Origin of the sequence: Serratia sp. PF-27 (genome assembly GCF_030053255.1) — a bacterium.
GTDB lineage: Bacteria > Pseudomonadota > Gammaproteobacteria > Enterobacterales > Enterobacteriaceae > Serratia > Serratia bockelmannii.
Genome location: NZ_JASGBT010000021.1, coordinates 779572 through 803693, shown reverse-complemented (window position 1 = coordinate 803693; position 24122 = coordinate 779572). Strand labels below are relative to the sequence as shown.

Genomic DNA, 24122 nt, shown 5'->3' with positions numbered 1-24122 from the left:
ATACGTTACCCTACGGCCGGCAGCATGCCGCTGGCGATGCCCAGTTGAATGGCGATCACCGTTACCCCGCAGACAAACACCAACGCCAGCGCCGGGGTGCCGCCCCAGACGCGGTACTGCGCCTGATGCTTTTGGCGAGTTTTCCACACCAGCAGCGAAGGCAGCAGCAGCGCCAGCACCGACAGGGCGATGGCGGCGAAACCCAACGCCAGCACGAAACCACGCGGATAAAACAGCGCGAAGGCCAGCGGCGGCAAGAAGGTGATGGCGCCGGTTTGCAGGCGGCCACGCACGTTATCTTGCCGCTTGAACAGGTCGGCCAGGAAATCGAACAGCCCAAGCGCCACGCCGAGGAACGAGGTCGCCAGCGCCAGATCGGCGAACAGGTGCACCGCCAGTTCAACGTGCGGCGAAGCTACTGCATCACGCACCGCCTGCAACAGGCCATTCAGCCCGGCCTGCTGAGCCAGGATGCCGACGAAGGTGTCGGAGCTGATGCTGCCCAACGTCGCCAGCTGCCAGAAGATATAGGCGATCAGTGGGATCGCGCTGCCGATGATAAACACCCAACGCAGTTTGCGAATGTTGCCGCCCATGTAGTTGACGATGCTCGGCACGCTGCCGTGGAAGCCGAAAGAGGTGAAGATCACTGGAATGGCCGACAGCGCCAGGCCTTGCTCCAGCGGCAACGTCATCAGATTGGTCTGGTGGATATTCGGCAACATCAGGCCGAGCATCACCACCAGAAACACCACTTTCGCGCTGAACAGGATGCGGTTGAACAAGTCGACCGAGTGGGTGCCAATGCACACCACGCCGCCGGCCACCAGGGTGAACAGCAGGACGCCGAGCGACACCGGGAAGTCCTGTGACGTCCATTGGCTGATGCTGGTGGCGAGCAGTTCGCCGGCGCCGCTGATATAGGCGGCGGTGAGGGCGTACATCAGGAACATCATGCTAAAGCTGGTCAGCCACTGGCCGCCGCCGCCGAGATAACGTTTGGCGAGCGTGCCCAGACCGGTATCCGCCTGCTCATGCTGGTAAACCTCCACCAGTAACAGCGCGGTGTAACACATCAACAGCCACAGCCCGACCAGTAAGGCCAGCGTGACGCCGAAACCGACGCCGGCTGCCGCCAGCGGCATCGCCAGCATTCCGGCGCCAATGGTGGTGCCCGCCACGATAAAAACACTGCCAAGAGTGCGATTCTTCACGTTTTTTCTCTACCAGCCGAAAGATTTTGAAAATTATAGGTAACGATTTATGAGGATGGCAGGATAGTGGAAGCCCTAATTTGTGTCAAACCGACGTTACGCACGCCGTACACTAATGTTTACATCTCGCGGACCGGCATGGCACATGAGAAACGGAGCCATGGCTGAAATTATCCGCAGGCGGCTAGTGAAAAGTTATTTACGGGCTTCTATAGTGGAATGACCAAAAAATGTGGGAGAGATCAATGTTAAGGGTGGAGATGCTCAGCACCGGCGATGAGGTGCTGCACGGGCAAATTATTGATACCAACGCCGCCTGGCTGGCGGACTACCTGTTCCAGCAGGGGGTGCCGATGAGCGGGCGTGAAACGGTCGGGGACAGCCTCTCTGCGTTGATCGAGATCCTGCAGGAACGAAGCCATATCGCCGATGTGCTGATCGTCAACGGCGGCCTGGGGCCGACCAGCGACGATCTCAGCGCGCTGGCCGCCGCGAAAGCCTGTGGCGTAGAGCTGGTCGAACGGGCCGACTGGCTGGCGCGCATGGAAGCCTATTTCACCGAGCGTGGGCGGCCGATGGCTCCTTCCAATCGCAAGCAGGCGCAGATCCCGGCCAACGCGGAAATGCTGGATAACCCGGTGGGCACCGCCTGCGGTTTCGCATTGCAGCTGAACAAATGTCAGATGTTCTTCACTCCCGGTGTACCGTCGGAATTCAAAGTGATGGTCGAACAGCAGATCGTGCCGCGCCTGCGCCAGCGCTTCACCTTACCGGCGCCGCCGCTATGCCTGCGCCTGACGACGTTTGGCACTTCCGAGAGCGATCTGGCCGCCGAGCTGGATGGCATGCCGCTGCCGCCGGAAGTGGTGCTGGGTTACCGCTCATCCAGCCCGATTATCGAACTGAAGCTGACCGGGCCGGAAAGCCGGCGTGCGGAAATGGAGCAGGCATGGCGGCGCGTGCGCGAAGTGGCGGGGGACAACTGCATTTTTGAAGGCACCGTCGGGTTGCCGGCGGCGTTGACGCAGCGGCTGAGTCAGCAAGGGCTGAAGCTGGCGTTGAGCGAGCAATTCAGCGGCGGGTTGATCAATCTGCAGCTGCAAAGCGAGGGCGCGCCACTGGCGGGGGGCGAGCTGCTGCCGGCGCACTGTATCGAAACGCTGGAAACGACGCTGGCCCGCGCCCGCTCGCTGGCGGAGTTGACCGGTGCGCCGTTGGCGTTGGCGGTCAGCGCCATGCGCGATGAGCAGGTGAGCATTGCGCTGCACACGCCGCGCGGCGGTATTGGCCAGACCGTGCGTTATCGTGCGTCGCGCCACGGCCTGCGGCTGCGTCAGGAGTCGGTGGCGATGCTGGCGCTGGATATGCTGCGCCGCTGGCTGAATGGGGGCCAGGCGTGCGGTAAAAACGCCTGGCTGGAGGTAGTGGAAATTATCGAGTGACGGTCATGGCGCCGAGTTGCCGGCGTCACGGCTTTGCTGCAGCCGTTCGGACGCCAGCCGTGACAGGCGTATCGCCGCGGCACCCCGCACGTGCAGTTCCAGACCGTAGTCCCTGAGCGCCTGCGCGGCGCTGCCGGCTTGCGCCAGATGCGCCGCCAGGCTGGCGGCGTCCGCCAGCGCGGTGTTGGCGCCAAGCCCGCCCGCCGGGCTCATGGCGTGCACGGCGTCGCCGAGAAAGGCGATGCGTTCGCTGTGCCATTCCGGCATTGCCGCCGTAACCTGCACCGTCCGCACGCTGAGCGACAGGGGATCCGCCAGCGCTAACGCCGTTTGCAAGGCGGGCGCCCATCCCTGCGAGATATGCCGTACATGCGCCTGCAGCGTTGCGCTTCCCTTCGCCCGTGTCGGCCCGCCGAGCCGTTCAGCCGATCCGATACAGGCCCAATAGAGATAATCGTCGACCGGCGTGAGGCGGCAATCGGGCGCGTAGTCGGCCGCCAGCTGCGCCATGGGCGCCTGAAAGCGCATCGGTTCAATCACCAGCGATACGCCGTCGGCGAAGATCACCGATACGCCGTTCAGCAGCTCAGGGGCCAATTGGGTCCGGGTTGCCGCATCGAGCGGCGTTTTGCCGTAGAGGGTGACCGCGCCGCTGTCTTCGGGCCCCGCCTCGGGCAGGCAGCGCCGCCGCACCAGCGAGTTGACGCCGTCGGCGGCGATCAGCACATCGACTCGCACTTGCTCGCCGTTGGCGAACTGTAGCTCCACGCCCTGCGGCGTTTGTGCAAATTCACGCAAGGTATGGCCGAAACGCACCCGGTCTTGCAGGCCGGCAAGCAGGATCTCGCGCAGCGTTTGGCGATGAATGCCGAGATCGCCGCTCGGTTCTTGCGTTTGGCGCTGGCTGGACGGCAACCAGTGCTCGGGGCGCCGGCCGGTGAGCGGGGCAAGCTGCGGATCCCATAGATTGCTCTCGCCGCTGTTTTGCGCGCTGCCGGCGCAGAGCAACCGGTAGTGCGCCGGCGGCAGGCAGGCGGCCAGCGCCTGCTGGCCAGACGGATCGATGCGCAGCCGGTAGCCCTGATCGCGCGCTTGCGGCGTGGTGTCGCGTTCAAACACCGTGGCGTGGATGCCGAAGCGGCTCAGCCCCTGAGCCAGACACAGACCGCCGGGCCCGGCGCCGATAATGCCAATGCTGGGTGTTGTCATCATGTTCCCTCGTGAGTCAGTGGCCACAAACGGGAGCGGCCGGAAGCATTTCATTATGTCGGCGCAGGAAAAGGTTGATATAACGGTATCTGGACTAAAAATAGTGATAAGTGGCCAATGTGAACGATAACCCTCACTTCACTGACGCTGACTGCAGCGAATGGCGGGCGGGCCCCTGGCTGATCGCCCTTGGCGGCCGCGACGCGGCAGGCCGGGAGTATCGGTTGGGCACGCGCGAATACGACTGGCATCAGCATGTGCGCGGGCAGTTGCTGTGCATCGAAAGCGGTTTGCTGCATGTACGCACGGCGCAGGGCGATTGGGTGCTTCCGCCTCAGCGGGCGGGTTGGATCCCGCCGGCGACGGAGCACCGGGTGCAGGTCTGCGGCGCACTGAGCGGCTGGAGTTTGCTGCTGGCGCCGGAGGCCTGCCACGATCTGTCGAATGTACCCTGCGTCATCGGCATTAGCGCCGTGCTGCAGGCGCTGGCTCAGCGAGCAGAAGGCTGGGACAAGCGCAGCGCACTCACCCTGGAGCAGGATCGCATGGCGCAGGTGATGCGGGACGAGATACGTTTGGCGCCGACGGAACCACTGCATTTGCCGATGTCGTCCCATCCGCGCCTGGCCGGCGTTCTGCAGGCCTTGCTGGCGCAGCCGGGGAGCGAGCGTTCGCTGGAGGCGTGGGCTGAATGGGGGGCGATGTCGCCGCGTACCCTGCGGCGGCTGATGATCGGCGAGACGGGGTTGAGTTTTGCACAGTGGCGCCAGCAGGCCCGGTTGTCGTATGCGTTAGCGAAGCTGGCCGAAGGCGAGACGGTGCTGCAGATCGCGGAAACGCTGGGGTATGCCTCGCCGAGTAATTTTATCGCCATGTTTCGCAAAGCCTTTGGCGATTCTCCGGCACGTTATTTTTCCGCATCGGCGGGAAAGGGGCGCTAAGCGAAATACTTTGAGGATAGTTATATATCCCTAATTAATCATAAGGTTATAGGGGATATTCGCGGCGAGAGAATGCTGTTACTCTCTTGACGGGTGCTTGAGACTGTTCGTCTTGGGCATTGTGTGACAAGGCGGATAGATGAAAGCCCCAAACTGACTCTCAATCAGAATGGGGCTGCCCTAACGCCTAGACACCGTTATGGTAGCCCCTTCACAGCAAGGAGGCAAGCATGCGCTTAAGGCATGTGTTTCACTCGCTAACAGTTGTATGTATTACGGTTTTGTTATTTATCTGGATGATAAGAGACTCGCTGTGCGAGCTGAAAATCTACCAGGAAAATATCACTATCCTGATCAGGTTGGCGTGTGAGGTGAAGCGGTAATCATAGGGCGGGGGCAACCCCGCCTTCTGGTCTCCAGGCGCGGTTTCCGGCACCCGACTTTACATTTCCAGCTCGATATCCGTCAGCGGCATGCAGCAGCAGGGCAGGATCTCGCCGGCGTTGATAAACGCCAGCGGCTGCTGGCGGTAGGTCACTTCACCTTTCACCAGCTTCAGGCGGCAGGCACCGCAATAGCCGGATCGGCACTGATACTCCACCTGCACGTCGTGCAGTTCCAGCACGTCGAGCAGACAGTTTTCACTGTTGGGGCAGGAGAGCTGCGTGCCGGCGGCGCGCAGCGTTACGATTGGCGTCGCCATCGCTTACAGTTCGAAGTCGCTCAGGTCGTCGGCGTTGATCTCCGAGTCGATCTGGCCAACCAGGTAGGAGCTCACTTCCACTTCCTGCGGCGCTACCTGCACGTTGTCGGACACCAACCAGGCATTGATCCATGGGATCGGGTTGGAGCGGGTTTCGAACGGCAGACCAAGGCCGACCGCCTGCATGCGGATATTGGTGATGTATTCCACATACTGGCACAGGATGTCTTTGTTCAGGCCAATCATCGAGCCGTCGCGGAACAGGTATTCCGCCCACTCTTTCTCCTGCTGGGCGGCCAGCACGAACAGATCGTAGCACTGCTGTTGACATTCCTCGGCGATCTCCGCCATTTCCGGATCGTCGGCGCCGGAACGCATCAGGTTCAGCATGTGCTGGGTGCCGGTCAGGTGCAGCGCTTCGTCGCGGGCGATCAGCTTGATAATCTTGGCGTTGCCTTCCATCAGTTCGCGCTCGGCGAACGCGAAGGAGCAGGCAAAGCTGACGTAGAAGCGGATCGCTTCCAGCGCGTTCACGCTCATCAGGCACAGGTACAGCTGCTTCTTCAGCGCGCGCAGATTGACGGTGACGGTTTTACCGTTCACCTGGTGGGTGCCTTCACCCAGCAGGTGATAGTAGCTGGTCATCTCGATCAGATCGTCGTAGTAGCCGGAAATGTCTTTCGCGCGCTTCTTGATCTCTTCATTGGTGACGATGTCGTCGAACACTAACGCCGGATCGTTGACGATGTTGCGGATGATGTGAGTGTAGGAACGGGAGTGGATGGTCTCGGAGAACGACCAGGTTTCCACCCAGGTTTCCAACTCAGGGATCGAGATCAGCGGCAGCAGGGCGACGTTCGGGCTGCGGCCCTGGATGGAGTCCAACAGCGTCTGATATTTCAGGTTGCTGATGAAGATGTGCTTCTCGTGCTCCGGCAGCGCCTGGTAATCGATACGGTCGCGGGAAACGTCAACTTCTTCCGGGCGCCAGAAGAAGGAGAGCTGTTTTTCGATCAGCTTTTCGAAGATTTCATGCTTTTGCTGGTCGAAACGCGCAACGTTTACCGACTGGCCGAAGAACATCGGCTCTTGCAGCTGGTCGTTTTTGGTCTGAGAAAAAGTGGTGTAAGCCATAAGCCTGAATCCATCGTAACGTGGCTAAATGAAGGGGCCGGAAAATTCCGGCCCGCTAGGTCAAACTTTAGATCTTGCAGGCGCCGCTTTCGCAGTCGTCATCGCCGGCCTTGGCAGGCTGCAAATCTTCCTGGGCGTCTTCCGCACCGTCGCGGGTGTTTTGGTAGTACAGCGTTTTCACGCCGAACTTGTAGGTGGTGAGCAGGTCTTTCAACAGCTGCTTCATCGGCACCTTGCCGCCCGGGAAGCGGGTCGGATCGTAGTTGGTGTTGGCCGAGATCGACTGGTCGATGAATTTCTGCATCAGCCCAACCAGCTGCAGATAGCCGTCGTTGCTCGGCATTTCCCACAGCAGCTCGTAGTTGTCTTTCAGACGCTCATACTCCGGCACCACCTGGCGCAGGATGCCGTCTTTCGACGCCTTGATGCTGATGTGGCCGCGCGGCGGCTCGATGCCGTTGGTGGCGTTGGAAATCTGCGAAGAGGTTTCCGATGGCATCAGGGCGGACAGCGTCGAGTTGCGCAGGCCGGTTTCCTGGATCTCTTTACGCAGGGTTTCCCAGTCGTAGTGCAGCGGCTCGCTGCAGATCGCATCCAGGTCTTTCTTGTAGGTGTCGATCGGCAGGATACCCTGCGAATAAGTGGTTTCGTTGAACCACGGGCAAGCGCCTTGTTCCTGAGCCAGACGGTTGGAGGCTTTCAGCAGGTAGTACTGAATGGCTTCGAACGTTTTGTGGGTCAGGTTGTTGGCGCTGCCGTCGGAATAGCGTACGCCGTTCTTCGCCAGGTAATAAGCGAAGTTGATGACGCCGATGCCCAGGGTGCGGCGACCCATCGCGCCACGGTGCGCAGCCTTGATCGGGTAATCCTGATAATCCAGCAGAGCGTCGAGTGAACGCACCGCCAGGGTCGCCAGCTCTTCCAGGTCGTCCAGGCTGTCGATCGCGCCCAGGTTGAAGGCGGACAGGGTACACAGCGCGATCTCGCCGTTTTCATCGTTGACGTCTTCCAGCGGCTTGGTCGGCAGGGCGATTTCCAAGCACAGGTTGGACTGACGCACCGGCGCGATCTGCGGATCGAACGGGCTGTGGGTGTTGCAGTGGTCGACGTTCTGGATGTAGATACGGCCGGTAGAGGCACGTTCTTGCATCATCAGCGAGAACAGCTCAACCGCTTTCACGCGTTTCTGGCGAATGCTGTCATCTTTCTCGTACTGGGTGTACAGGCGCTCGAATTCGTCCTGATCGGCGAAGAACGCGTCGTACAGCCCCGGCACGTCGGACGGGCTGAACAGGGTGATGTCTTCGCCCTTGATCAGACGCTGGTACATCAGGCGGTTCAACTGCACGCCGTAGTCCATGTGACGCACGCGGTTGCCTTCAACGCCACGGTTGTTTTTCAACACCAGCAGGCTTTCTACTTCCAGGTGCCACATCGGGTAGAACAGCGTTGCCGCGCCACCGCGCACGCCGCCCTGCGAGCAGGATTTGACGGCGGTCTGGAAGTGTTTGTAGAACGGAATGCAGCCAGTATGGAAGGCTTCACCGCCACGGATCGGGCTGCCCAGCGCGCGGATGCGGCCGGCGTTGATGCCGATGCCGGCGCGCTGCGAAACGTATTTCACAATGGCGCTGGAGGTGGCGTTGATGGAGTCCAGGCTGTCGCCGCACTCGATCAGCACGCAGGAGCTGAACTGGCGGGTTGGGGTGCGCACGCCGGACATGATCGGCGTAGGCAGCGAAATCTTGAAGGTGGAAATCGCATCGTAGAAACGTTTGACGTAGTCCAGACGGGTTTCACGCGGGTAGTTGGAGAACAGGCACGCGGACACCAGCAAATACAGGAACTGGGCGCTTTCGTAGATTTCGCCGCTGACGCGGTTCTGCACCAGGTATTTGCCTTCCAGCTGCTTGACGGCGGCATAAGAGAAGTTCATGTCGCGCCAATGATCGATAAAGGAATCCATCTGCTCGAACTCTTCAGCGCTGTAGTCTTCCAGCAGATGCTTATCGTATTTGCCCATCTCGACCATGCGAGTGACGTGGGCGTGCAGCTTCGGTGGCTCAAACTGGCCGTAAGCCTTTTTACGCAGGTGGAAGATCGCCAGGCGAGCGGCCAGGTACTGATAGTCCGGCGCATCGCGGGAGATCAGGTCAGCTGCGGCCTTGATGATGGTTTCGTGAATGTCGGCGGTTTTGATGCCGTCATAAAACTGAATGTGTGAACGCAACTCTACTTGAGAAACCGAGACGTTGTGTAATCCCTCAGCGGCCCAATCGATGACCCGGTGGATTTTGTCGAGATTGATGCGCTCTTTACGGCCATCGCGTTTAGTTACAAGCAGACTTTGGTTCATGTGGTGTTTTACCTGTCCGTATGGTGCCCCTAAGCAGAAGTGTAGTCGCTCTGCTCAGTATGTAAACACTATATATAGGGGTTGTATGTCGGTGAGGTAACAAGATAGTGAGAAAAAACGGCGTTTGCAAGTGAACAAAACCGGCCTAATTTGTGGATAACTTGGGGGTGAAATGCCACTTGCCGTTCGCAGTGCGCGCCGTGACTGGCGCGACAAGCTTGTCAATAAGCACGATCAGATTTTACTGAAAAACTGAAAAAACCGATCGTTTGGCGCTTTATTAAACGTTAGAAAAAAACGGCATATTGATCTGATTTAATATTCTAAAAAACTGTCTACAACCGCTATTTTGATCGAAGTCGCGGAAATTAGGTATTTTTCCTAATACCGCGTTGGCGCCGCCCCCCGGTAATGCAGGGCCGGCGCGGTTTACCGTGCTTAACCTTCGTGCTGGGTGTGCACCATGTAGTTCACGTCAACGTTGCGCCCAAGCTTGAAATGATCGGTGATCGGGTTGTAATGCAGGCCGATCATGTGCTTTTCGCGCAGCGGCGTGCCGTCGACCCAGCCGATCAGTTCGGACGGGCGAATAAACTTCTTATGATCGTGGGTGCCCTGCGGCACCATCTTCAGTACGTACTCGGCGCCGATCACCGCCATCAGCCAGGCTTTGGTATTGCGGTTAATAGTGGAAAAGAACACGTGACCGCCCGGTTTCACCAGATGGGCGCAGGCGCGCACCACCGAGGCCGGATCGGGCACGTGCTCCAGCATCTCCATACAGGTGACCACGTCGTAGCGCTGCGGATTGGCCTGAGCGTGGCTTTCTACGGTTTCCTGCACATAGGTGACGTCCATGCCGCTTTCCAACGCGTGCAGCCGGGCGACCTGCAGCGGCTCTGCGCCCATGTCCAGGCCGGTCACTTTGGCGCCTTCGCGCGCCATGCTTTCCGCCAGAATGCCCCCGCCGCAGCCCACGTCGAGCACCTGCTTGTCAAAGATGCCGCCGGCGCGCTGCATGATGTAGTTCAGGCGCAGCGGGTTGATGCGGTGCAGCGGTTTGAACTCGCCTTCCAGATCCCACCAGCGGGAGGCGACAGCCTCGAACTTGGCGATTTCCTGGTGGTCAACGTTTTGCACTCGGCTGGATGATTCTGCGTTCATGGGCTGGTCTGGCTCCTTGTTCTCGTTGCGCGGATTATACATGTTCCGGCGCGGCATCGTCTGCGCCGATGCGTTTTTAGCGCACTTATCTGCACAATTTCCGTGAAACAGCGGCGGTTATTTTCCCGTAAAGCGTGCTTTGTGATATAGTTTTACACCTTTGCCACTATGGCAGCGGGCAGATGAATCATTAGTAGAGGGATAGCAGCTCCATGAGCGACCTTGCCAGAGAAATCACACCGGTAAACATCGAAGACGAGTTGAAAAACTCGTATCTGGACTATGCGATGTCCGTTATTGTCGGACGTGCGCTGCCAGATGTTCGTGATGGACTGAAGCCGGTTCACCGCCGCGTTCTGTACGCGATGAGCGTATTGGGTAACGACTGGAATAAACCATACAAGAAATCGGCCCGTGTCGTCGGGGACGTGATCGGTAAATATCACCCGCACGGTGACAGCGCGGTTTACGACACTATCGTGCGTATGGCTCAGCCGTTTTCACTGCGCTACATGCTGGTGGACGGTCAGGGTAACTTCGGTTCCGTCGACGGCGACTCCGCCGCGGCGATGCGTTATACCGAAGTGCGCATGTCCAAAATTGCTCACGAACTGTTGGCGGATCTGGAAAAAGAAACCGTCGACTTCGTGCCTAACTATGATGGCACCGAGCAGATCCCGGCCGTCATGCCGACCAAGATCCCGAACCTGCTGGTCAACGGCTCATCGGGCATCGCCGTGGGCATGGCCACCAATATCCCGCCGCACAACCTGGCGGAAGTCGTCAACGGCTGCCTGGCCTATATCGACGATGAAAACATCAGCATTGAAGGGCTGATGGAACACATTCCGGGGCCAGACTTCCCGACGGCGGCGATCATCAACGGCCGCCGCGGTATTGAAGAGGCCTACCGCACCGGGCGCGGCAAAATCTACCTGCGCGCGCGCGCGGAAGTGGAAGCCGACGCCAAGACCGGGCGCGAAACCATCATCGTTCACGAGATCCCGTATCAGGTGAACAAGGCGCGTCTGATCGAGAAGATCGCCGAGCTGGTCAAAGAAAAACGCGTGGAAGGCATCAGCGCGCTGCGTGACGAGTCCGATAAAGACGGCATGCGTATCGTCATCGAAGTCAAACGCGACGCGGTCGGCGAAGTGGTGCTGAATAACCTGTATGCGCTGACGCAACTGCAGGTCACCTTCGGCATCAACATGGTTGCGCTGCATCAGGGGCAGCCTAAGCTGCTGAACCTGAAAGACATCCTCGAAGCCTTCGTGCGCCACCGCCGCGAAGTGGTCACCCGTCGCACCATCTTCGAACTGCGCAAAGCCCGCGATCGCGCCCATATCCTGGAAGCGCTGGCTATCGCGCTCGCCAACATCGATCCGATCATCGAGCTGATTCGCCGTGCGCCGACCCCGGCGGAAGCGAAAGTCGCACTGGTAGCTCAGCCGTGGGATCTGGGCAACGTCAGCGCCATGTTGGAACGCGCCGGTGACGACGCCGCCCGCCCTGAGTGGCTGGAGCCGGAGTTCGGCATCCGCGACGGCAAGTACTACCTGACCGAGCAGCAGGCTCAGGCGATTCTGGATCTGCGTCTGCAGAAACTGACCGGCCTGGAGCACGAAAAGCTGCTGGAAGAATATAAAGAGCTGCTCAACTTCATCGCCGAGCTGATCTTTATTCTGGAAAGCCCAGAGCGCCTGATGGAAGTGATCCGCGAAGAGCTGGTGGCGGTCAAAGAGCTGTACAACGACGGCCGTCGCACCGAGATCACCGCCAATACTTCCGACATCAACATCGAAGACCTGATCAACCAGGAAGACGTGGTGGTGACCCTGTCTCACCAGGGCTACGTGAAGTATCAGCCGCTGTCCGACTATGAAGCCCAGCGCCGCGGCGGCAAAGGCAAGTCCGCCGCGCGTATTAAAGAAGAAGACTTTATCGATCGCCTGCTGGTGGCCAACACCCACGATACGATCCTGTGCTTCTCCAGCCGTGGCCGCCTGTACTGGATGAAGGTGTACCAACTGCCTGAAGCCAGCCGTGGCGCGCGCGGTCGTCCAATCGTCAACCTGCTGCCGCTGGAAGCCGATGAGCGTATCACCGCCATCCTGCCGGTACGCGAGTATGAAGAAGGGCGCCACGTGTTCATGGCCACCGCCAGCGGTACCGTGAAGAAAACCGCGCTGACCGAGTTCAGCCGTCCGCGCAGCGCCGGCATCATCGCCGTCAACCTCAACGAGGGCGACGAGCTGATTGGTGTCGATCTGACCGACGGCAGCAACGAAGTGATGCTGTTCTCCGCCAACGGTAAAGTGGTGCGCTTCCCGGAAGCGCAGGTGCGTTCGATGGGCCGTACCGCGACCGGCGTACGTGGCATCAACCTCGGCGAAGGCGACAGCGTGATCTCACTGATCGTGCCGCGCGGCGAAGGCGACATTCTGACCGTCACGCAAAACGGCTTCGGTAAACGTACCGCCGTGACCGAGTATCCGACCAAGTCACGTGCCACCCAGGGGGTTATCTCCATCAAGGTGAGCGAGCGTAATGGCCAGGTGGTTGGCGCCGTGCAGGTGGAAACCAGCGACCAGATCATGATGATCACCGATGCAGGCACGCTGGTGCGCACCCGCGTTTCGGAAGTCAGCGTGGTGGGCCGTAACACCCAGGGCGTGACGCTGATCCGCACGGCGGAAGACGAAAACGTCGTCGGTCTGCAGCGCGTGGCCGAACCGGTGGAAGACGAAGAGCTGGATAGCCTGGAACCGGGCGCGGAAGCGGTGGAAGAAGACACCACGCCGCTGGACGATGGCGACGACGCGGCTGAGCCGATGGACGACGACAACGTTTAAAGCAAGGTGAGGGCGTCGGCATGCCGACACCGTAATGCACTGAGACAAAAGGGCCTGGCAGCGATGCTAGGCCCTTTTTCAGTTATATGGTTTAATTGGCGCACCGAGCCGCCGGCCGCCGTGCCGGCGATAGCGTGCGCCGCCACTGACTTTCGTATGGTATCCGATTGAAATACTTAGCCTCTTTTCGAACTACGCTGAAGATATCCCGCTATCTGTTCCGGGTGCTGGCGATTTTGCTGTGGTCGTTGGGAGCGCTGCTCACCACCTTTTATATTCTGAATATCCTGCATCAGAAAGAATCGGACATCCGGCAGGAGTACAACCTCAATTTCGACCAGGTACAGGGCTATATCCGCCATTCCGCCGACATCATCCGCGACATCAAGTATATGGCGGAGAACCGCCTCAACGGGTCAGTCAGCAGCCTGGACATGTTCAGCGGCGTGTTTCCCGGCAAGGGCAGCCCGCCGCAATTCTTTCCGCTGTACCCGGAGTCCAACTGTGCGCTGAGCACCACCTACCGCAGTTCGCTCGATTCACTGAGCGGCCTGATCCAGTATTGGAAAGAGAACTTCGTAGCGGCCTACGATCTCAACCGGGTGTTCTTCATCGGCGGCGACAGCCTGTGTATGGCAGAATTCGGCGGCGGCAATGCGAGTGCCAATCGGGAAAATGTGCTGAAGTCACTGCACGAGCGCATTCTGAAATACCGCAACGCCAAGAATCAGGACAAAGACAACAACCTGTATTGGATCAGCCCCAGCGCGCAGCGGCCGGACGTCGGTTATCTGTATGTACTGACGCCGATCTATATCGGCAACAAGCTGGAGGCGTTGTTGGGCATCGAACAAACCGTTCGGTTGGAGGATTTCGTTACCGCCGGCAACCTGCCGATCGGCGTCACGCTGCTGGATGAGAACAACGAGCCGGTGCTGCGTCTGGCGGACGGCGATCGTTATGCCGCCTCACTTAACAGCTATCCCGTAGAGCACGCGTACTTCGGCTATGTCGACAATTACCGCGACCTGATTCTGAAGAAAGCGCTGCCACCTTCTTCGCTGAGCATCGTCTATGCACTGCCGGTGAAAAGCGTGGTGGAACGCTTCAAAATGCTGATCCTCAACGCGCTGTTGCTGAACCTGTTGTCAGCCATCGTGCTGTTCACGCTGGCGTGGCTGTTTGAGCGCAAGATGTTCCTGCCGGCGGAGGACAACGCGTTTCGCCTGGAAGAGCACGAGCAGTTCAACCGCAAGATCGTCGCCTCGGCGCCGGTGGGTATCTGTATCCTGCGCATCAGCGACGGTACCAATATCCTGAGTAACGAACTGGCGCATAACTACATCAACCTGTTGACCCACGAAGATCGCGATCGCATTACGCGCATCATTTGCGAACAGCAGGCGAATTTCGTCGATGTGATGACCAGCAACAACAACAACCTGCAGATCAGCTTTGTTCACTCGCGCTACCGTAACGAAGAGGTGGCGATTTGCGTGCTGGTGGACGTCAGCGCGCGCGTGAAGATGGAAGAGTCGTTGCAGGAGATGGCGGCGGCGGCGGAGCAGGCCAGCCAGTCCAAATCGATGTTCCTGGCTACCGTCAGCCATGAGCTGCGCACGCCGCTGTACGGCATTATCGGCAACCTCGATCTGCTGCAAACCAAGGCGTTGCCGCAAGGGGTCGATCGGCTGGTCAATGCGATGAACAACTCTTCCGGCCTGCTGCTGAAAATCATCAGCGATATTCTCGACTTCTCCAAAATCGAGTCCGAGCAGCTGAAGATCGAACCGCGCGAGTTCTCCTGCCTGGAGGTGATCACCCATATCGCCGGCAACTATTTGCCGCTGGTGGTCAAGAAACGTCTGGGGCTGTACTGCTTTATCGAACAGAACGTGCCGGAGCGCATCTTCGGCGATCCGGTGCGGTTACAGCAGGTGCTCTCCAATTTGGTGAACAACGCCATCAAGTTCACCGATACCGGCTGTATCGTGCTGCAGGTCTGCACCCGCGGCAGCTACCTGGAGTTCAGCGTGCGCGATACCGGCGTCGGTATTCCGGAGAAAGAGGTCTCGCGCCTGTTCGACCCGTTCTTCCAGGTGGGGACCGGTGTTCAGCGCCACTTCCAGGGAACCGGTTTGGGGCTGGCGATCTGCGAAAAATTGGTCAACCTGATGGACGGCGATGTCTCTGTCGAGTCCGAACCGGGGTTGGGCAGCTTGTTCAGCATTCGCATTCCGCTGTTCAACGCCCAGTTCCCGATCCCGCAGGCCAGCGATACCTGGCAGGGCCGGCGGCTGTGGCTGGATATCCGCAATCAGCGGCTGGAAAGCTACCTGATGGCGATCCTGGGCGGTTACGGCGCCGATATCCAACGCTATGACGGGCAGGAGACCGCTGCCGGTGAGGTGCTGCTCAGCGATTACCCGCTGATGCTGGACACGCCGCTGCTGGCTCAGATCCAATTCTCCACCGAGCATATCGGCCCGTCGCAGGAAACCCGGCCAGGCTATTGGATGCACAGCACCTCCACGCCGCGTGAAACGTTGACCTTGCTCAACCGGTTGTTTGGCGTCGGCGGCGGCGCGGCAGAGGGGCTGGTGCAGCTGCCGGTGCCCGCCAAGGCCAGCGCGGCGGACAACGGCGATATTCATCTGCTGGTGGTCGACGATCATCCGATCAACCGTCGCCTGTTGTCCGATCAGCTGGGGTCGCTGGGGTATCAGGTGGTGACCGCCAACGACGGCGTCGACGCGCTCGGCGTACTGAAACAGCATCACGTCGATATTGTGCTGACCGACGTCAATATGCCGAACATGGACGGTTATCGCCTGACGCAGGAACTGCGACAGATGCAGTTCAGCGCACCGGTAATCGGCGTGACGGCGAACGCGCTGGCGGAAGAGAAGCAGCGCTGTCTCGAGGCGGGCATGGATAATTGCCTGTCGAAACCGGTTACGCTGGAGACGCTGGAACAGACGCTGGCTTACTACAGTCAACAGGTGCGCTACAGCCGCAGCGAGGCTTGAAAAACAAACAGGCACGGCGGATGCCGTGCCTGTTTGTTTTTCACCTGCCGTGAGGCGGGCTTTAGTCTTTGTCCAACGGCGTCATGCTGACGGACGAGAGATAGTTGAGCAGGGCGATGTCGTTCTCGACGCCCAGCTTCATCATTGCCGATTTTTTCTGGCTGCTGATGGTTTTGATGCTGCGGTTGAGCTTCTTAGCGATTTCGGTCACCAGGAAACCTTCGGCGAACAGACGCAGCACTTCGCTTTCTTTCGGCGACAGGCGTTTGTCGCCATAGCCGCTGGCGCTGATTTTTTCCAGCAGTTTAGAGACGCTTTCCGGCGTGAACTTCTTGCCTTTCTGCAGGGCGGCCAGCGCCTTCGGCAGATCGGTCGGCGCGCCTTGTTTCAGCACGATGCCTTCGATATCCAGATCCAATACCGCGCTCAGGATCGCCGGGTTGTTGTTCATGGTCAGCACGATGATCGACAACTGCGGATAGTGACGCTTGATGTACTTAATCAGCGTGATGCCGTCGCCATACTTGTCACCCGGCATTGACAGATCGGTGATCAGCACGTTGGCGTCCAGCTTGGACAGATTGTTGATCAGTGCGGTTGAGTCTTCGAACTCCCCAACGACATTCACCCATTCAATTTGCTCAAGTGACTTCCGGATGCCAAACAGTACGATAGGATGGTCATCAGCAATAATTACGTTCAGGTTATTCATGTTGTTGGCTACCTTGCTTCAGCAGTCTGCTGACGAAAAAATCAATCTGACTGATGTTATTCTCGATCTCGGGCGCATCACCTTCTGCGATGCGCTGTTCTAACGATTCGCACAGCTGCTTGCCGGGAAGCAGATTTAACATGGCAAACACGCCTTTCAGGCGGTGTGCGGTTTGTGACAGCGCATTGAAATCACTGCTGCCCGCCTCAGTATACAGTTTTTTGACATCGTCGGGTACTGTATCGACAAACAGCCCATAGTAATCACTTGATTTCAATTGTTTTTCATAGAGTTGGATATCTTCTGAACTCAATGAAAGCGGGCTTTCTTCCTGTTCCAGCGCGGCCATTTGCTGTTCGATCAGCATCAGCACGGCGTCGATTAATGCGCCGTTCAGGTTGTAGTTCACCCGAATGTAGCGTTTATCCAGCGCTTGCCAACCCGGCTCATCGGTCGCCAGCAGCAGGGTGTAGTCATCGGCCCGCTGCGGGTTATCCGTCAGCAGCACGTCATAATCGCGATTGACCGCGCGATCTTCGGCGACGAGACAGTCGGCGCCGTAGGCCTGCAACAGGCGGGTCACGATGCCGCGCACTTCATCCGACGTGACGTCCAGCAGGGCGGTGACGCCGTCGAGCAGCTTTTCCTGCTCCTGCGGTTCTTTTTTCTCCATCTCCATGGCGACGCGAATGGTGTAGCGAGTGCCGATATCCACCTTGCTGCGAATGTCCAACTGGCCGTTAAGCTTCTTGCACAGCTGATTGCACAGGAAGAAGGTGAGGCCGGAACCGTGGTTGAAGCGGTCCACCAGCGTCTGGCTGAGGAACGGATAGTTGAGGTTGCTGATCTCTTCGTTGGAGATGCCGGAGCCGGTGTCGTTGATTTGGAAAATCAGGCGGTCAGGGTGCTCGGGCTCATGGTCGATGACCAGAGAAATCTTGCCGCAGGCGGTAGTGATAATGGCGTAATGCACCAGCAGCGAGATCACCTTGCGCAGCGCGTTGGCGTCGCCGATATAGTTCTGCTCGACGTCCAGCTGGAAATGCTTGAACAGCGCCAGCCCCTTTTGATTGAGGGCAGGCAGGGCCTCCAGCAGTAACTCGTCGATCAGCGCCGTTGGGTTGAACGGCTCGCGTGTGGGTTGCCAGTCCTGGGTTTCCAGCCGGGTCAGGAGGGTGATGTTATCGATCAACTCCAGTACCGAAGCCGACGCCGTCGTCAGTTGGCCCAGCAGCGCCTGCTGTTGTTCCTCATCCGGCCGGTTGTGCAGGCGGTCGACCAGATCGTGCATCTGACGTACCGGCTGATTCAGCTCGATGCCCAGATTGTGCAGCATCAGTTTGCGCGCCTGAACGTTTTTGTCGTATTCGCGCCGCGCCTGCTGTAGCCGCTTGTTCACCATCACCTCTTTATCCTGATCGTTCATCAGGAACAGGTAGGTGTCCGGTGAGAGCTGGCTGCGGAAAATGCGAATTTCATACACCTCGTTGTTGACCGTCGCCTGGATCACTCCGTGATGCTGTTCGGCCATATGGGCGATCTTTTGCAGGCTGAGATGCGGCAGCAGGTGCTCGGCGATTTTGTTGCTGGCGATCACCGTATTGTTGGCGAAGCTGTAGACCAGCAGGCCGGAGGGCAGGCTGGAGACGATCTCCCGATTCAGCGCGCGCTCGGCCTCCAGTTCCACTGCCATGTTTTCGCTCGGGCGAATGTACTGGCGGCGGATAAAGTAGATGCTCAGCATCGACAGCGCCAGCAGCAGCAAGTTGACTGCGATCAGCCAGATGTTGTTGCGCAGCAGATCGATGGCCAGATTGATAGCCGAAACGCGATACACCACCTTCAGCGGCGCATTGGGCAGGGCGGCGCTGAACTCCACCCAGCCCCCGCTCATCGTTGCATGGGTACCGAGGACGGTTTCCGACGGGATGGTGCTGTCGTCGAGATCGACATCATCCGGCAGCAGCAGGAAATTGGCGCGGGCCAGATTGGCCGGAATGATGTCGTTGATCGGCAAATCAAAGGCGATCACCGTCGCCAGATGCCCCGGCTGATTAAAGGTGGTGCGAATCGAAAACGAATAGGCGTTCTGGAAGCGTTGCTTGCGCAGATCGGAAAAGCTCTCGCGTTCGTCGAGCATATTGGCCTGCTGCAGCATCTCGGCGCGGCGTTCGTCCGCCGAGGTGGTCAGGTAGCTTTCCCGAAAGCGCGAAGCCAGCTCTTTGAGCGGCTGGGTAGTGATCAGGCTGAGGCTGTTGTCCTGACCATTGAGGTAATACATGGCGTAGTTCTCGGTCTTGGCGCCCCAGCGGGTATCCAGGTAGTCCGAGATGTTGGCGATCATCGCCAGCGTGTTCTCGTCATGGCTGCCGAAGATCACCGCGTCGGTTTTCTTGTGCGGTTTCTCGACATAATAGACGTCGGGCCGCAGGCGGGTTTCCTGCAAACCGGGATCGACATTCTGCGCCGGCGCATTGCCGAATTTGTCATAGACCTGATAGGTCATATAGCGGTAGGTATCGATACGCTTTTGCAGCGAACCGGCGATGCTATTGAGCGTGTATTTCTTTTCCGCCAGCCAGGCATTGGTGTAGTTGTAGCCATACAGACCGATGCCGATCGTCAGCAGCACGATAAACAGCAGGAAGCAGCGGGTAATGTTGCTGGAGCTGATGGTCAGTTGTTTATTTTGCATAGTGGCTGCGCATTCCTGAATCAGCGAGTGACGGCCCTGGCGCTGGCGGTCACCGCCAACAGCAGAGCGGCTACGCAGGCGAAGGCCACCGTCAGGTTGGAAAACTGAGCGATGAAGCCGATCAGCGCCGGGCCGGCCAGAATACCGGCATAGCCGACGGTGGTGACGGAAGCGATCGCCAAATTGGCCGGCATGTCGCGCTGGTTGCCTGCGGCGCTGAACAGGATCGGCACGACGTTCGAGGCGCCCAGGCCGACCAACATGAAACCGGCCAGCGAAACGGTGGCGTGATTGAAGGCGATGGCCAGACCCAGGCCGAAAGCGGCACACAGGCTGCCCAGCAGCAGCACCCGGTAGCGGCCCAGCGAGTTCACCACCCGATCGCCATTGAGGCGGCCGAGCGTCATGGTGATGGAAAACAGCGCATAGCCCAGACCGGCCTGGCTGTGTTCGACACCGCGCAACGTGGTGAGGAACAGCGCGCTCCAGTCGAGCATCGATCCTTCCGCCAGAAACATGATAAAGCACAGAATGCCGATGAACATCACCCAACCGCGCGGCAAGACGAACATCGGCCCGCCGTCGTCGGCGCCGCTCTCACGCAGCAGATGGCGGCTGGCAAGCGCCAGCAGGACTATCACCGCCAGCACGGTGAGCAGGGTGGATTGCAGCGGTGTCAGCCCCAACCACAGCAACGCGCTGACGCCGCCGGCGCCGGCAATGCCGCCGATGCTGAAGAAACCGTGAAAGCCGGACATCATCGCCTTGCCGCTGGCGCGTTCGACGATCACCGCCTGAACGTTCATCGCTACGTCGATCATGCCGATTGCCGCACCGAATAGCAGCAGCGCTACGGCCATGCCGCCGAGGGAATCCATCAGTGCCAACAGCGGCAGATCAATACACAATCCCAGACCCGCCATCAGGATCACCGCGCGGCAGCCCAGTTTGCCGGTCAGGAAACCGGTCAGCGGCATCGCCAACAAGGAGCCGGCGCCGATACAGAGCAGCAACAGGCCGAGCGAACCGTCATCGATACCGATGCGCGCTTTGGCGAAGGGGACCAGCGGCGCCCAGGCGGCCATGCCGAGACCGGCGACGAAAAAGGCCAGACGGGTGGCGATCTGTTGAGGAATGCCGGGCGTTTGCTGTTCATTGCACAAGGTAGCTGTCATGTAAGCGTCAGGATCTTGGGTCAAAAGAATGGTGAAAGTTACTGACAGTTTTTATCACAATCCGCGATCCGGATCGAAAATATTCGCGCCTGACATCTCCCTGGCACCGCCTCTGCGCACCAGCCACAGCGCGATAGCTTGGACAATATACTCCTTTTGCTGCTCGTTCAGTGCGACGCCTTGCGGTATGCCGTGCCACTTTTCCAGACAGCTGCGGCAGCAGGTAGCGGTGGCATGCTGGGCGACGAACACCGGGTGGCCGCGCATCGGTGTTTGCTTGCCGTCATTCTTAGGATGGGCGGCGGCCAGGCGGCGGTCGATAAAATCGCGGGCATGGCTGAGTATCAGCGGCAATCCCTTGCCGTCGAGATAAGTCTGGTCTTTGGCATTTAAACGGAAGCGAGCGCGGAAGGGGGAGGTTTGTAGCCGCCGCCACAGCACGTCGGGTTGAAAGGGCATCATGAATTTTACTCGCTGGAGGTGCACTTTTTTCAGGTTATCAGAATTGAAACTCTGCGGCTAATTGTGCCTGTGGCGGGAAATAATCGGTGGGATAAAGCACGAAATGAAAAGTAATTTCAATTTGTAGACTAAAATAAGGGAAAAGATTAGCAATTAGTGCGAAAGTAAATTAATGAAACTATATCATTAAGTTATTTATTTGCGTGCTATTTGTACGATTCGGAATTGTGAGGAGAGTATGGAGAAAAATAAAAAACCGGCCAGAAGCCGGTTAAAGGAGTGCAGAAATTATCCTCGGATCTCGGATAATGAAGGTAATAATGAAAATAATGATGATAGCGAGGTGATTATAGCGGCTGCGTGCGGACGGCGTTTTGGCACAATGTGCTTATTGTCTGGCTCAATTGTATGGTTGGCTTTTTTTTCTTAAAGATATGTATAACTACATGATTTTTTATCAATTAATCTATTCTTTGTCTTTAAGTGCTTTATTTTGTTTGTCTGTAATGTTTTGTGAAAGTTCGCGCGTATTTACATTTGGAAACCTTTATTAATTACACTGAAACACTATCGGATACTTGGTATCATTTTCTTTCTGGATTAATATAACCCTTGTTACCAGAATGGTAATGCACAGTCGTGCTAATAATGCTCGAAAAGGGCAGTGGCCGTAGCTCGACATAATTAACGAGGATAATAACGATGAAACTTCGAGTACTCTCTCTGATGGTACCCGCACTGCTGGTTGCAGGCACAGCAGGCGCGGCGGAAATCTACAACAAAGACGGTAATAAACTGGATTTGTACGGTAAAGTCGACGGTCTTCACTATTTCTCCAGCAACAACGGCGTGGACGGCGATCAGTCTTATATGCGTTTTGGCCTGCGCGGCGAAACGCAAATCAGCGATCAGCTGACCGGTTACGGCCAGTGGGAATATCAGGCGAACCTGAATCACGCTGAAAGCCAGGACAACAAGAACTTCACCCGTTACGGCTTCGCCGGTCTGAAATTCGGCGACTATGGCTCCTTCGACTACGGCCGTAACACCGGCGTGCTGTACGACGTCGCGGCGTATACCGACTTGCAGCCTGAGTTCGACGGTATGACCTACGGCGCCGACCAGTTCATGTTCCAGCGCTCCAGCGGCCTGGCGACCTACCGTAACAACGACTTCTTCGGTCTGGTTGACGGCCTGAACTTCGCCCTGCAGTACCAGGGTAAAAACGGCAACGGCGAAGAGACCAACAACGGTCGTGACGTTCTGGGTCAAAACGGCGAAGGCTACGGTATGTCCATGAGCTATGACATGGGCTACGGCATCAGCGCCGCAGGTGCCTTCTTCAACTCGCGTCGTACCAGCGAGCAGAACGGCGGTAACGGTCATCAGAACATCATGGGTCGCGGCGACAAGGCCGAAGGGTACTCCGGCGGTCTGAAATATGACGCCAACGACGTCTACCTGGCGGTGATGTTCACCCAGTCCTACAATGCGGCGCGTTTCGGTAGTTCTGACAGCAGCGTTTATGGCTACGCCAACAAGGCGCAGAGCTTCGAAGCCTACGCGCACTACCAGTTCGACTTCGGTCTGCGTCCGTTCGTGGGTTATAACCAGACCAAAGGTAAAGACCTGGGCCGCGCCGGCAACGGCAAGGACTACGGCGATCAAGATCTGGTCAAATTCGTCGACCTGGGTGCGACCTACTTCTTCAACAAAAACATGTCCACCTATGTTGATTACAAAATCAACCTGGTGGACAACAACGACTTCACCGACGCTGCCGGTATCAACACCGACAACGTGGTTGCCGTGGGCCTGGTTTACCAGTTCTAAGCACCTCAGTGTGAACGTCATCGCGCGGCCTTCGGGCCGCGTTTTTTTTGCCTGTAAGCCGGTAAAAAAGCACGGATTGATCCGCTATCGGCACGGGAAGTACCGTGGTTTTCCTCCTCTAAGCCTACGCTGTCAGTACAGAAAAAGAGGGGGATGATATGGAACTCAAGATCGACAAGGTGATCGAAACGGTGCTGTACGTCAGCGATATTGAACGCGCGGACGCTTTTTACCGGGAGGTGCTGAAACTGCCGGCGATGGTCGCTAACGAACGGTTTCGCGCCTATAACGTCGGCGATCGAAGCGTACTGTTGCTGTTTATCGAGGGCGACTCGCTGCGCGGGGCGCACTATCCTACCGGGTTTATTCCTGCGCACGATGGCGTGGGGCCAGCGCATATCGGGCTGGCGGTGGCGAAAGCGCAACTGCCACACTGGGAACGGCATCTGACGGCCAACGGCGTGGAGATTGAGGGGCGGATGCGCTGGGAACACGGCGGGGAGAGTATTTATTTTCGCGATCCCGACGCCCACCTGTTAGAACTGGTGACGCCGGGCATCTGGGCCAATTACTGATCGAACCCGCCTTGTGCCAGCAACGCCAGAGCGGCATTCAGCACCTGCAGCGCCGCCTGCGGTTGCCGCTCTATCTGCACTCTGACGATGGCGCCGTCGATCAGCATCGCCAGCATTGCTGCCTGCTGTTCCTGCTGTGGGCCGGCGGGCAGGTGACGTGCCAGTTCCTCCGCCATTTGCCGCTTATGCCGGCTGGCGATGTGCAGGCTTTCCGGCAGCAGATCGGCGATTTCCACCGCCGTATTGATAAATGCGCAGCCGCGAAAGCGCGGTTCGTCGAACCACTCCGCCAGGCAGGGCGCCAACGCCGGCAGCAGCCCACCGGTTTGCGCCACATGATGGGCCAGCGATGTGCTGAACCAGGTGAGCCACTGCTGATGGCGATAGGTCAAAAACGCCGTAATTAAATCATTCTTGCTGGGAAAGTGGCGATAGAAGGTCACCTTGGTCACGCCCGATTCTTTTATGATGCGATCGATGCCGGTGGCGCGGATCCCTTCTTGATAAAACAGATCGTGCGCCGTCAGCAGGATACGCTGGCGGGCGGGTAAGGCGTTGAGATCGGCGGTCATCATTTTCTCCCTGGCTATTTCCGAGTGATTGTAGACAACTCTGTCTACATG

At 58.2% G+C, this 24122-nt stretch carries 18 protein-coding genes; 7 read left to right on the top strand and 11 right to left on the bottom strand.

Annotation, left to right across the window (positions count from 1 at the left end; translation table 11 throughout):
• Positions 1-5 precede the first annotated feature (5 nt).
• Positions 6-1214: a tyrosine transporter TyrP gene (gene tyrP / locus QMZ29_RS18815; protein WP_004935940.1), complete on the bottom strand. Its 1209-nt coding sequence runs from the start codon at positions 1212-1214 to the stop codon at positions 6-8.
• A 245-nt stretch (positions 1215-1459) separates the two neighbouring features.
• Here tyrP and QMZ29_RS18810 point away from each other — a divergent pair, with 245 nt between their 5' ends.
• Positions 1460-2656 carry a nicotinamide mononucleotide deamidase-related protein YfaY gene (locus tag QMZ29_RS18810; protein WP_261426193.1) on the top strand — a complete coding sequence of 399 codons (1197 nt, stop codon included), beginning with the start codon at positions 1460-1462 and terminating at the stop codon, positions 2654-2656.
• A 3-nt stretch (positions 2657-2659) separates the two neighbouring features.
• Here QMZ29_RS18810 and QMZ29_RS18805 read toward each other — a convergent pair whose 3' ends face one another.
• Positions 2660-3868, bottom strand: coding sequence for an FAD-dependent oxidoreductase (locus QMZ29_RS18805; RefSeq protein WP_282980817.1), 1209 nt, complete (start codon positions 3866-3868; stop codon positions 2660-2662).
• A 116-nt stretch (positions 3869-3984) separates the two neighbouring features.
• Here QMZ29_RS18805 and QMZ29_RS18800 point away from each other — a divergent pair, with 116 nt between their 5' ends.
• Together QMZ29_RS18800 and QMZ29_RS18795 are read left to right on the top strand one after the other, a co-directional pair.
• Positions 3985-4806, top strand: a complete 822-nt coding sequence (locus QMZ29_RS18800; RefSeq protein WP_089196540.1) for an AraC family transcriptional regulator — start codon at positions 3985-3987, stop codon at positions 4804-4806.
• A 230-nt stretch (positions 4807-5036) separates the two neighbouring features.
• A complete protein-coding gene (locus QMZ29_RS18795) occupies positions 5037-5189 on the top strand; it encodes a Hok/Gef family protein (RefSeq protein WP_004935921.1) in 153 nt (50 codons plus the stop codon).
• 59 nt (positions 5190-5248) lie between these two features.
• Here QMZ29_RS18795 and yfaE read toward each other — a convergent pair whose 3' ends face one another.
• The 4 genes from yfaE to ubiG form a co-directional block, all read right to left on the bottom strand.
• Complete coding sequence (yfaE, locus tag QMZ29_RS18790; RefSeq protein ID WP_025303642.1) at positions 5249-5509, bottom strand: class I ribonucleotide reductase maintenance protein YfaE; 261 nt, start codon at positions 5507-5509, stop codon at positions 5249-5251.
• Between the two features lie 3 nt (positions 5510-5512).
• Positions 5513-6643, bottom strand: a complete 1131-nt coding sequence (nrdB, locus tag QMZ29_RS18785) for a class Ia ribonucleoside-diphosphate reductase subunit beta (protein ID WP_019453694.1) — start codon at positions 6641-6643, stop codon at positions 5513-5515.
• A 67-nt stretch (positions 6644-6710) separates the two neighbouring features.
• Entirely contained in the window at positions 6711-8999 is a 2289-nt protein-coding gene (nrdA, locus tag QMZ29_RS18780; RefSeq protein WP_025303641.1) for a class 1a ribonucleoside-diphosphate reductase subunit alpha, read from the bottom strand.
• A gap of 438 nt (positions 9000-9437) precedes the next feature.
• Positions 9438-10163, bottom strand: coding sequence for a bifunctional 2-polyprenyl-6-hydroxyphenol methylase/3-demethylubiquinol 3-O-methyltransferase UbiG (gene ubiG, locus QMZ29_RS18775; RefSeq protein WP_025303640.1), 726 nt, complete (start codon positions 10161-10163; stop codon positions 9438-9440).
• A gap of 212 nt (positions 10164-10375) precedes the next feature.
• Between ubiG and gyrA the strand changes: the two genes are divergently transcribed.
• On the top strand, positions 10376-13018 hold the full coding sequence (gyrA, locus tag QMZ29_RS18770; RefSeq protein WP_025303639.1) for a DNA topoisomerase (ATP-hydrolyzing) subunit A: 2643 nt from the start codon (positions 10376-10378) through the stop codon (positions 13016-13018).
• A gap of 167 nt (positions 13019-13185) precedes the next feature.
• Positions 13186-16047 (top strand): two-component system sensor histidine kinase RcsC, encoded by a 2862-nt coding sequence (gene rcsC, locus QMZ29_RS18765; protein WP_261426195.1) that lies wholly within the window; start codon positions 13186-13188, stop codon positions 16045-16047.
• 61 nt (positions 16048-16108) lie between these two features.
• Here rcsC and rcsB read toward each other — a convergent pair whose 3' ends face one another.
• Genes rcsB through QMZ29_RS18745 form a run of 4 tightly spaced genes read right to left on the bottom strand, consistent with a single transcriptional unit; the run spans position 16109 to position 21091 of the window.
• Positions 16109-16759 carry a response regulator transcription factor RcsB gene (gene rcsB, locus QMZ29_RS18760; protein ID WP_004935900.1) on the bottom strand — a complete coding sequence of 217 codons (651 nt, stop codon included), beginning with the start codon at positions 16757-16759 and terminating at the stop codon, positions 16109-16111.
• Complete coding sequence (rcsD, locus tag QMZ29_RS18755) at positions 16752-19454, bottom strand: phosphotransferase RcsD (RefSeq protein WP_049207299.1); 2703 nt, start codon at positions 19452-19454, stop codon at positions 16752-16754. The genes rcsB and rcsD overlap by 8 nt, the downstream gene beginning before the upstream one ends.
• Before the next feature lie 20 nt (positions 19455-19474).
• Positions 19475-20629, bottom strand: coding sequence for an MFS transporter (locus QMZ29_RS18750; RefSeq protein WP_049294881.1), 1155 nt, complete (start codon positions 20627-20629; stop codon positions 19475-19477).
• 54 nt (positions 20630-20683) lie between these two features.
• The gene (locus tag QMZ29_RS18745; RefSeq protein WP_062826730.1) at positions 20684-21091 is read right to left on the bottom strand and encodes a DUF4186 domain-containing protein; all 408 of its coding nucleotides are present in this window, start codon (positions 21089-21091) and stop codon (positions 20684-20686) included.
• A gap of 702 nt (positions 21092-21793) precedes the next feature.
• Between QMZ29_RS18745 and ompC the strand changes: the two genes are divergently transcribed.
• Both ompC and QMZ29_RS18735 read left to right on the top strand, forming a co-directional pair.
• Positions 21794-22924 carry a porin OmpC gene (gene ompC / locus QMZ29_RS18740; protein ID WP_025303634.1) on the top strand — a complete coding sequence of 377 codons (1131 nt, stop codon included), beginning with the start codon at positions 21794-21796 and terminating at the stop codon, positions 22922-22924.
• A gap of 158 nt (positions 22925-23082) precedes the next feature.
• A complete protein-coding gene (locus QMZ29_RS18735; protein WP_025303633.1) occupies positions 23083-23499 on the top strand; it encodes a VOC family protein in 417 nt (138 codons plus the stop codon).
• Here QMZ29_RS18735 and QMZ29_RS18730 read toward each other — a convergent pair.
• Positions 23493-24071 carry a TetR/AcrR family transcriptional regulator gene (locus QMZ29_RS18730; protein WP_049203662.1) on the bottom strand — a complete coding sequence of 193 codons (579 nt, stop codon included), beginning with the start codon at positions 24069-24071 and terminating at the stop codon, positions 23493-23495. The two genes, QMZ29_RS18735 and QMZ29_RS18730, sit on opposite strands and share 7 nt — an antisense overlap.
• Positions 24072-24122 lie beyond the last annotated feature (51 nt).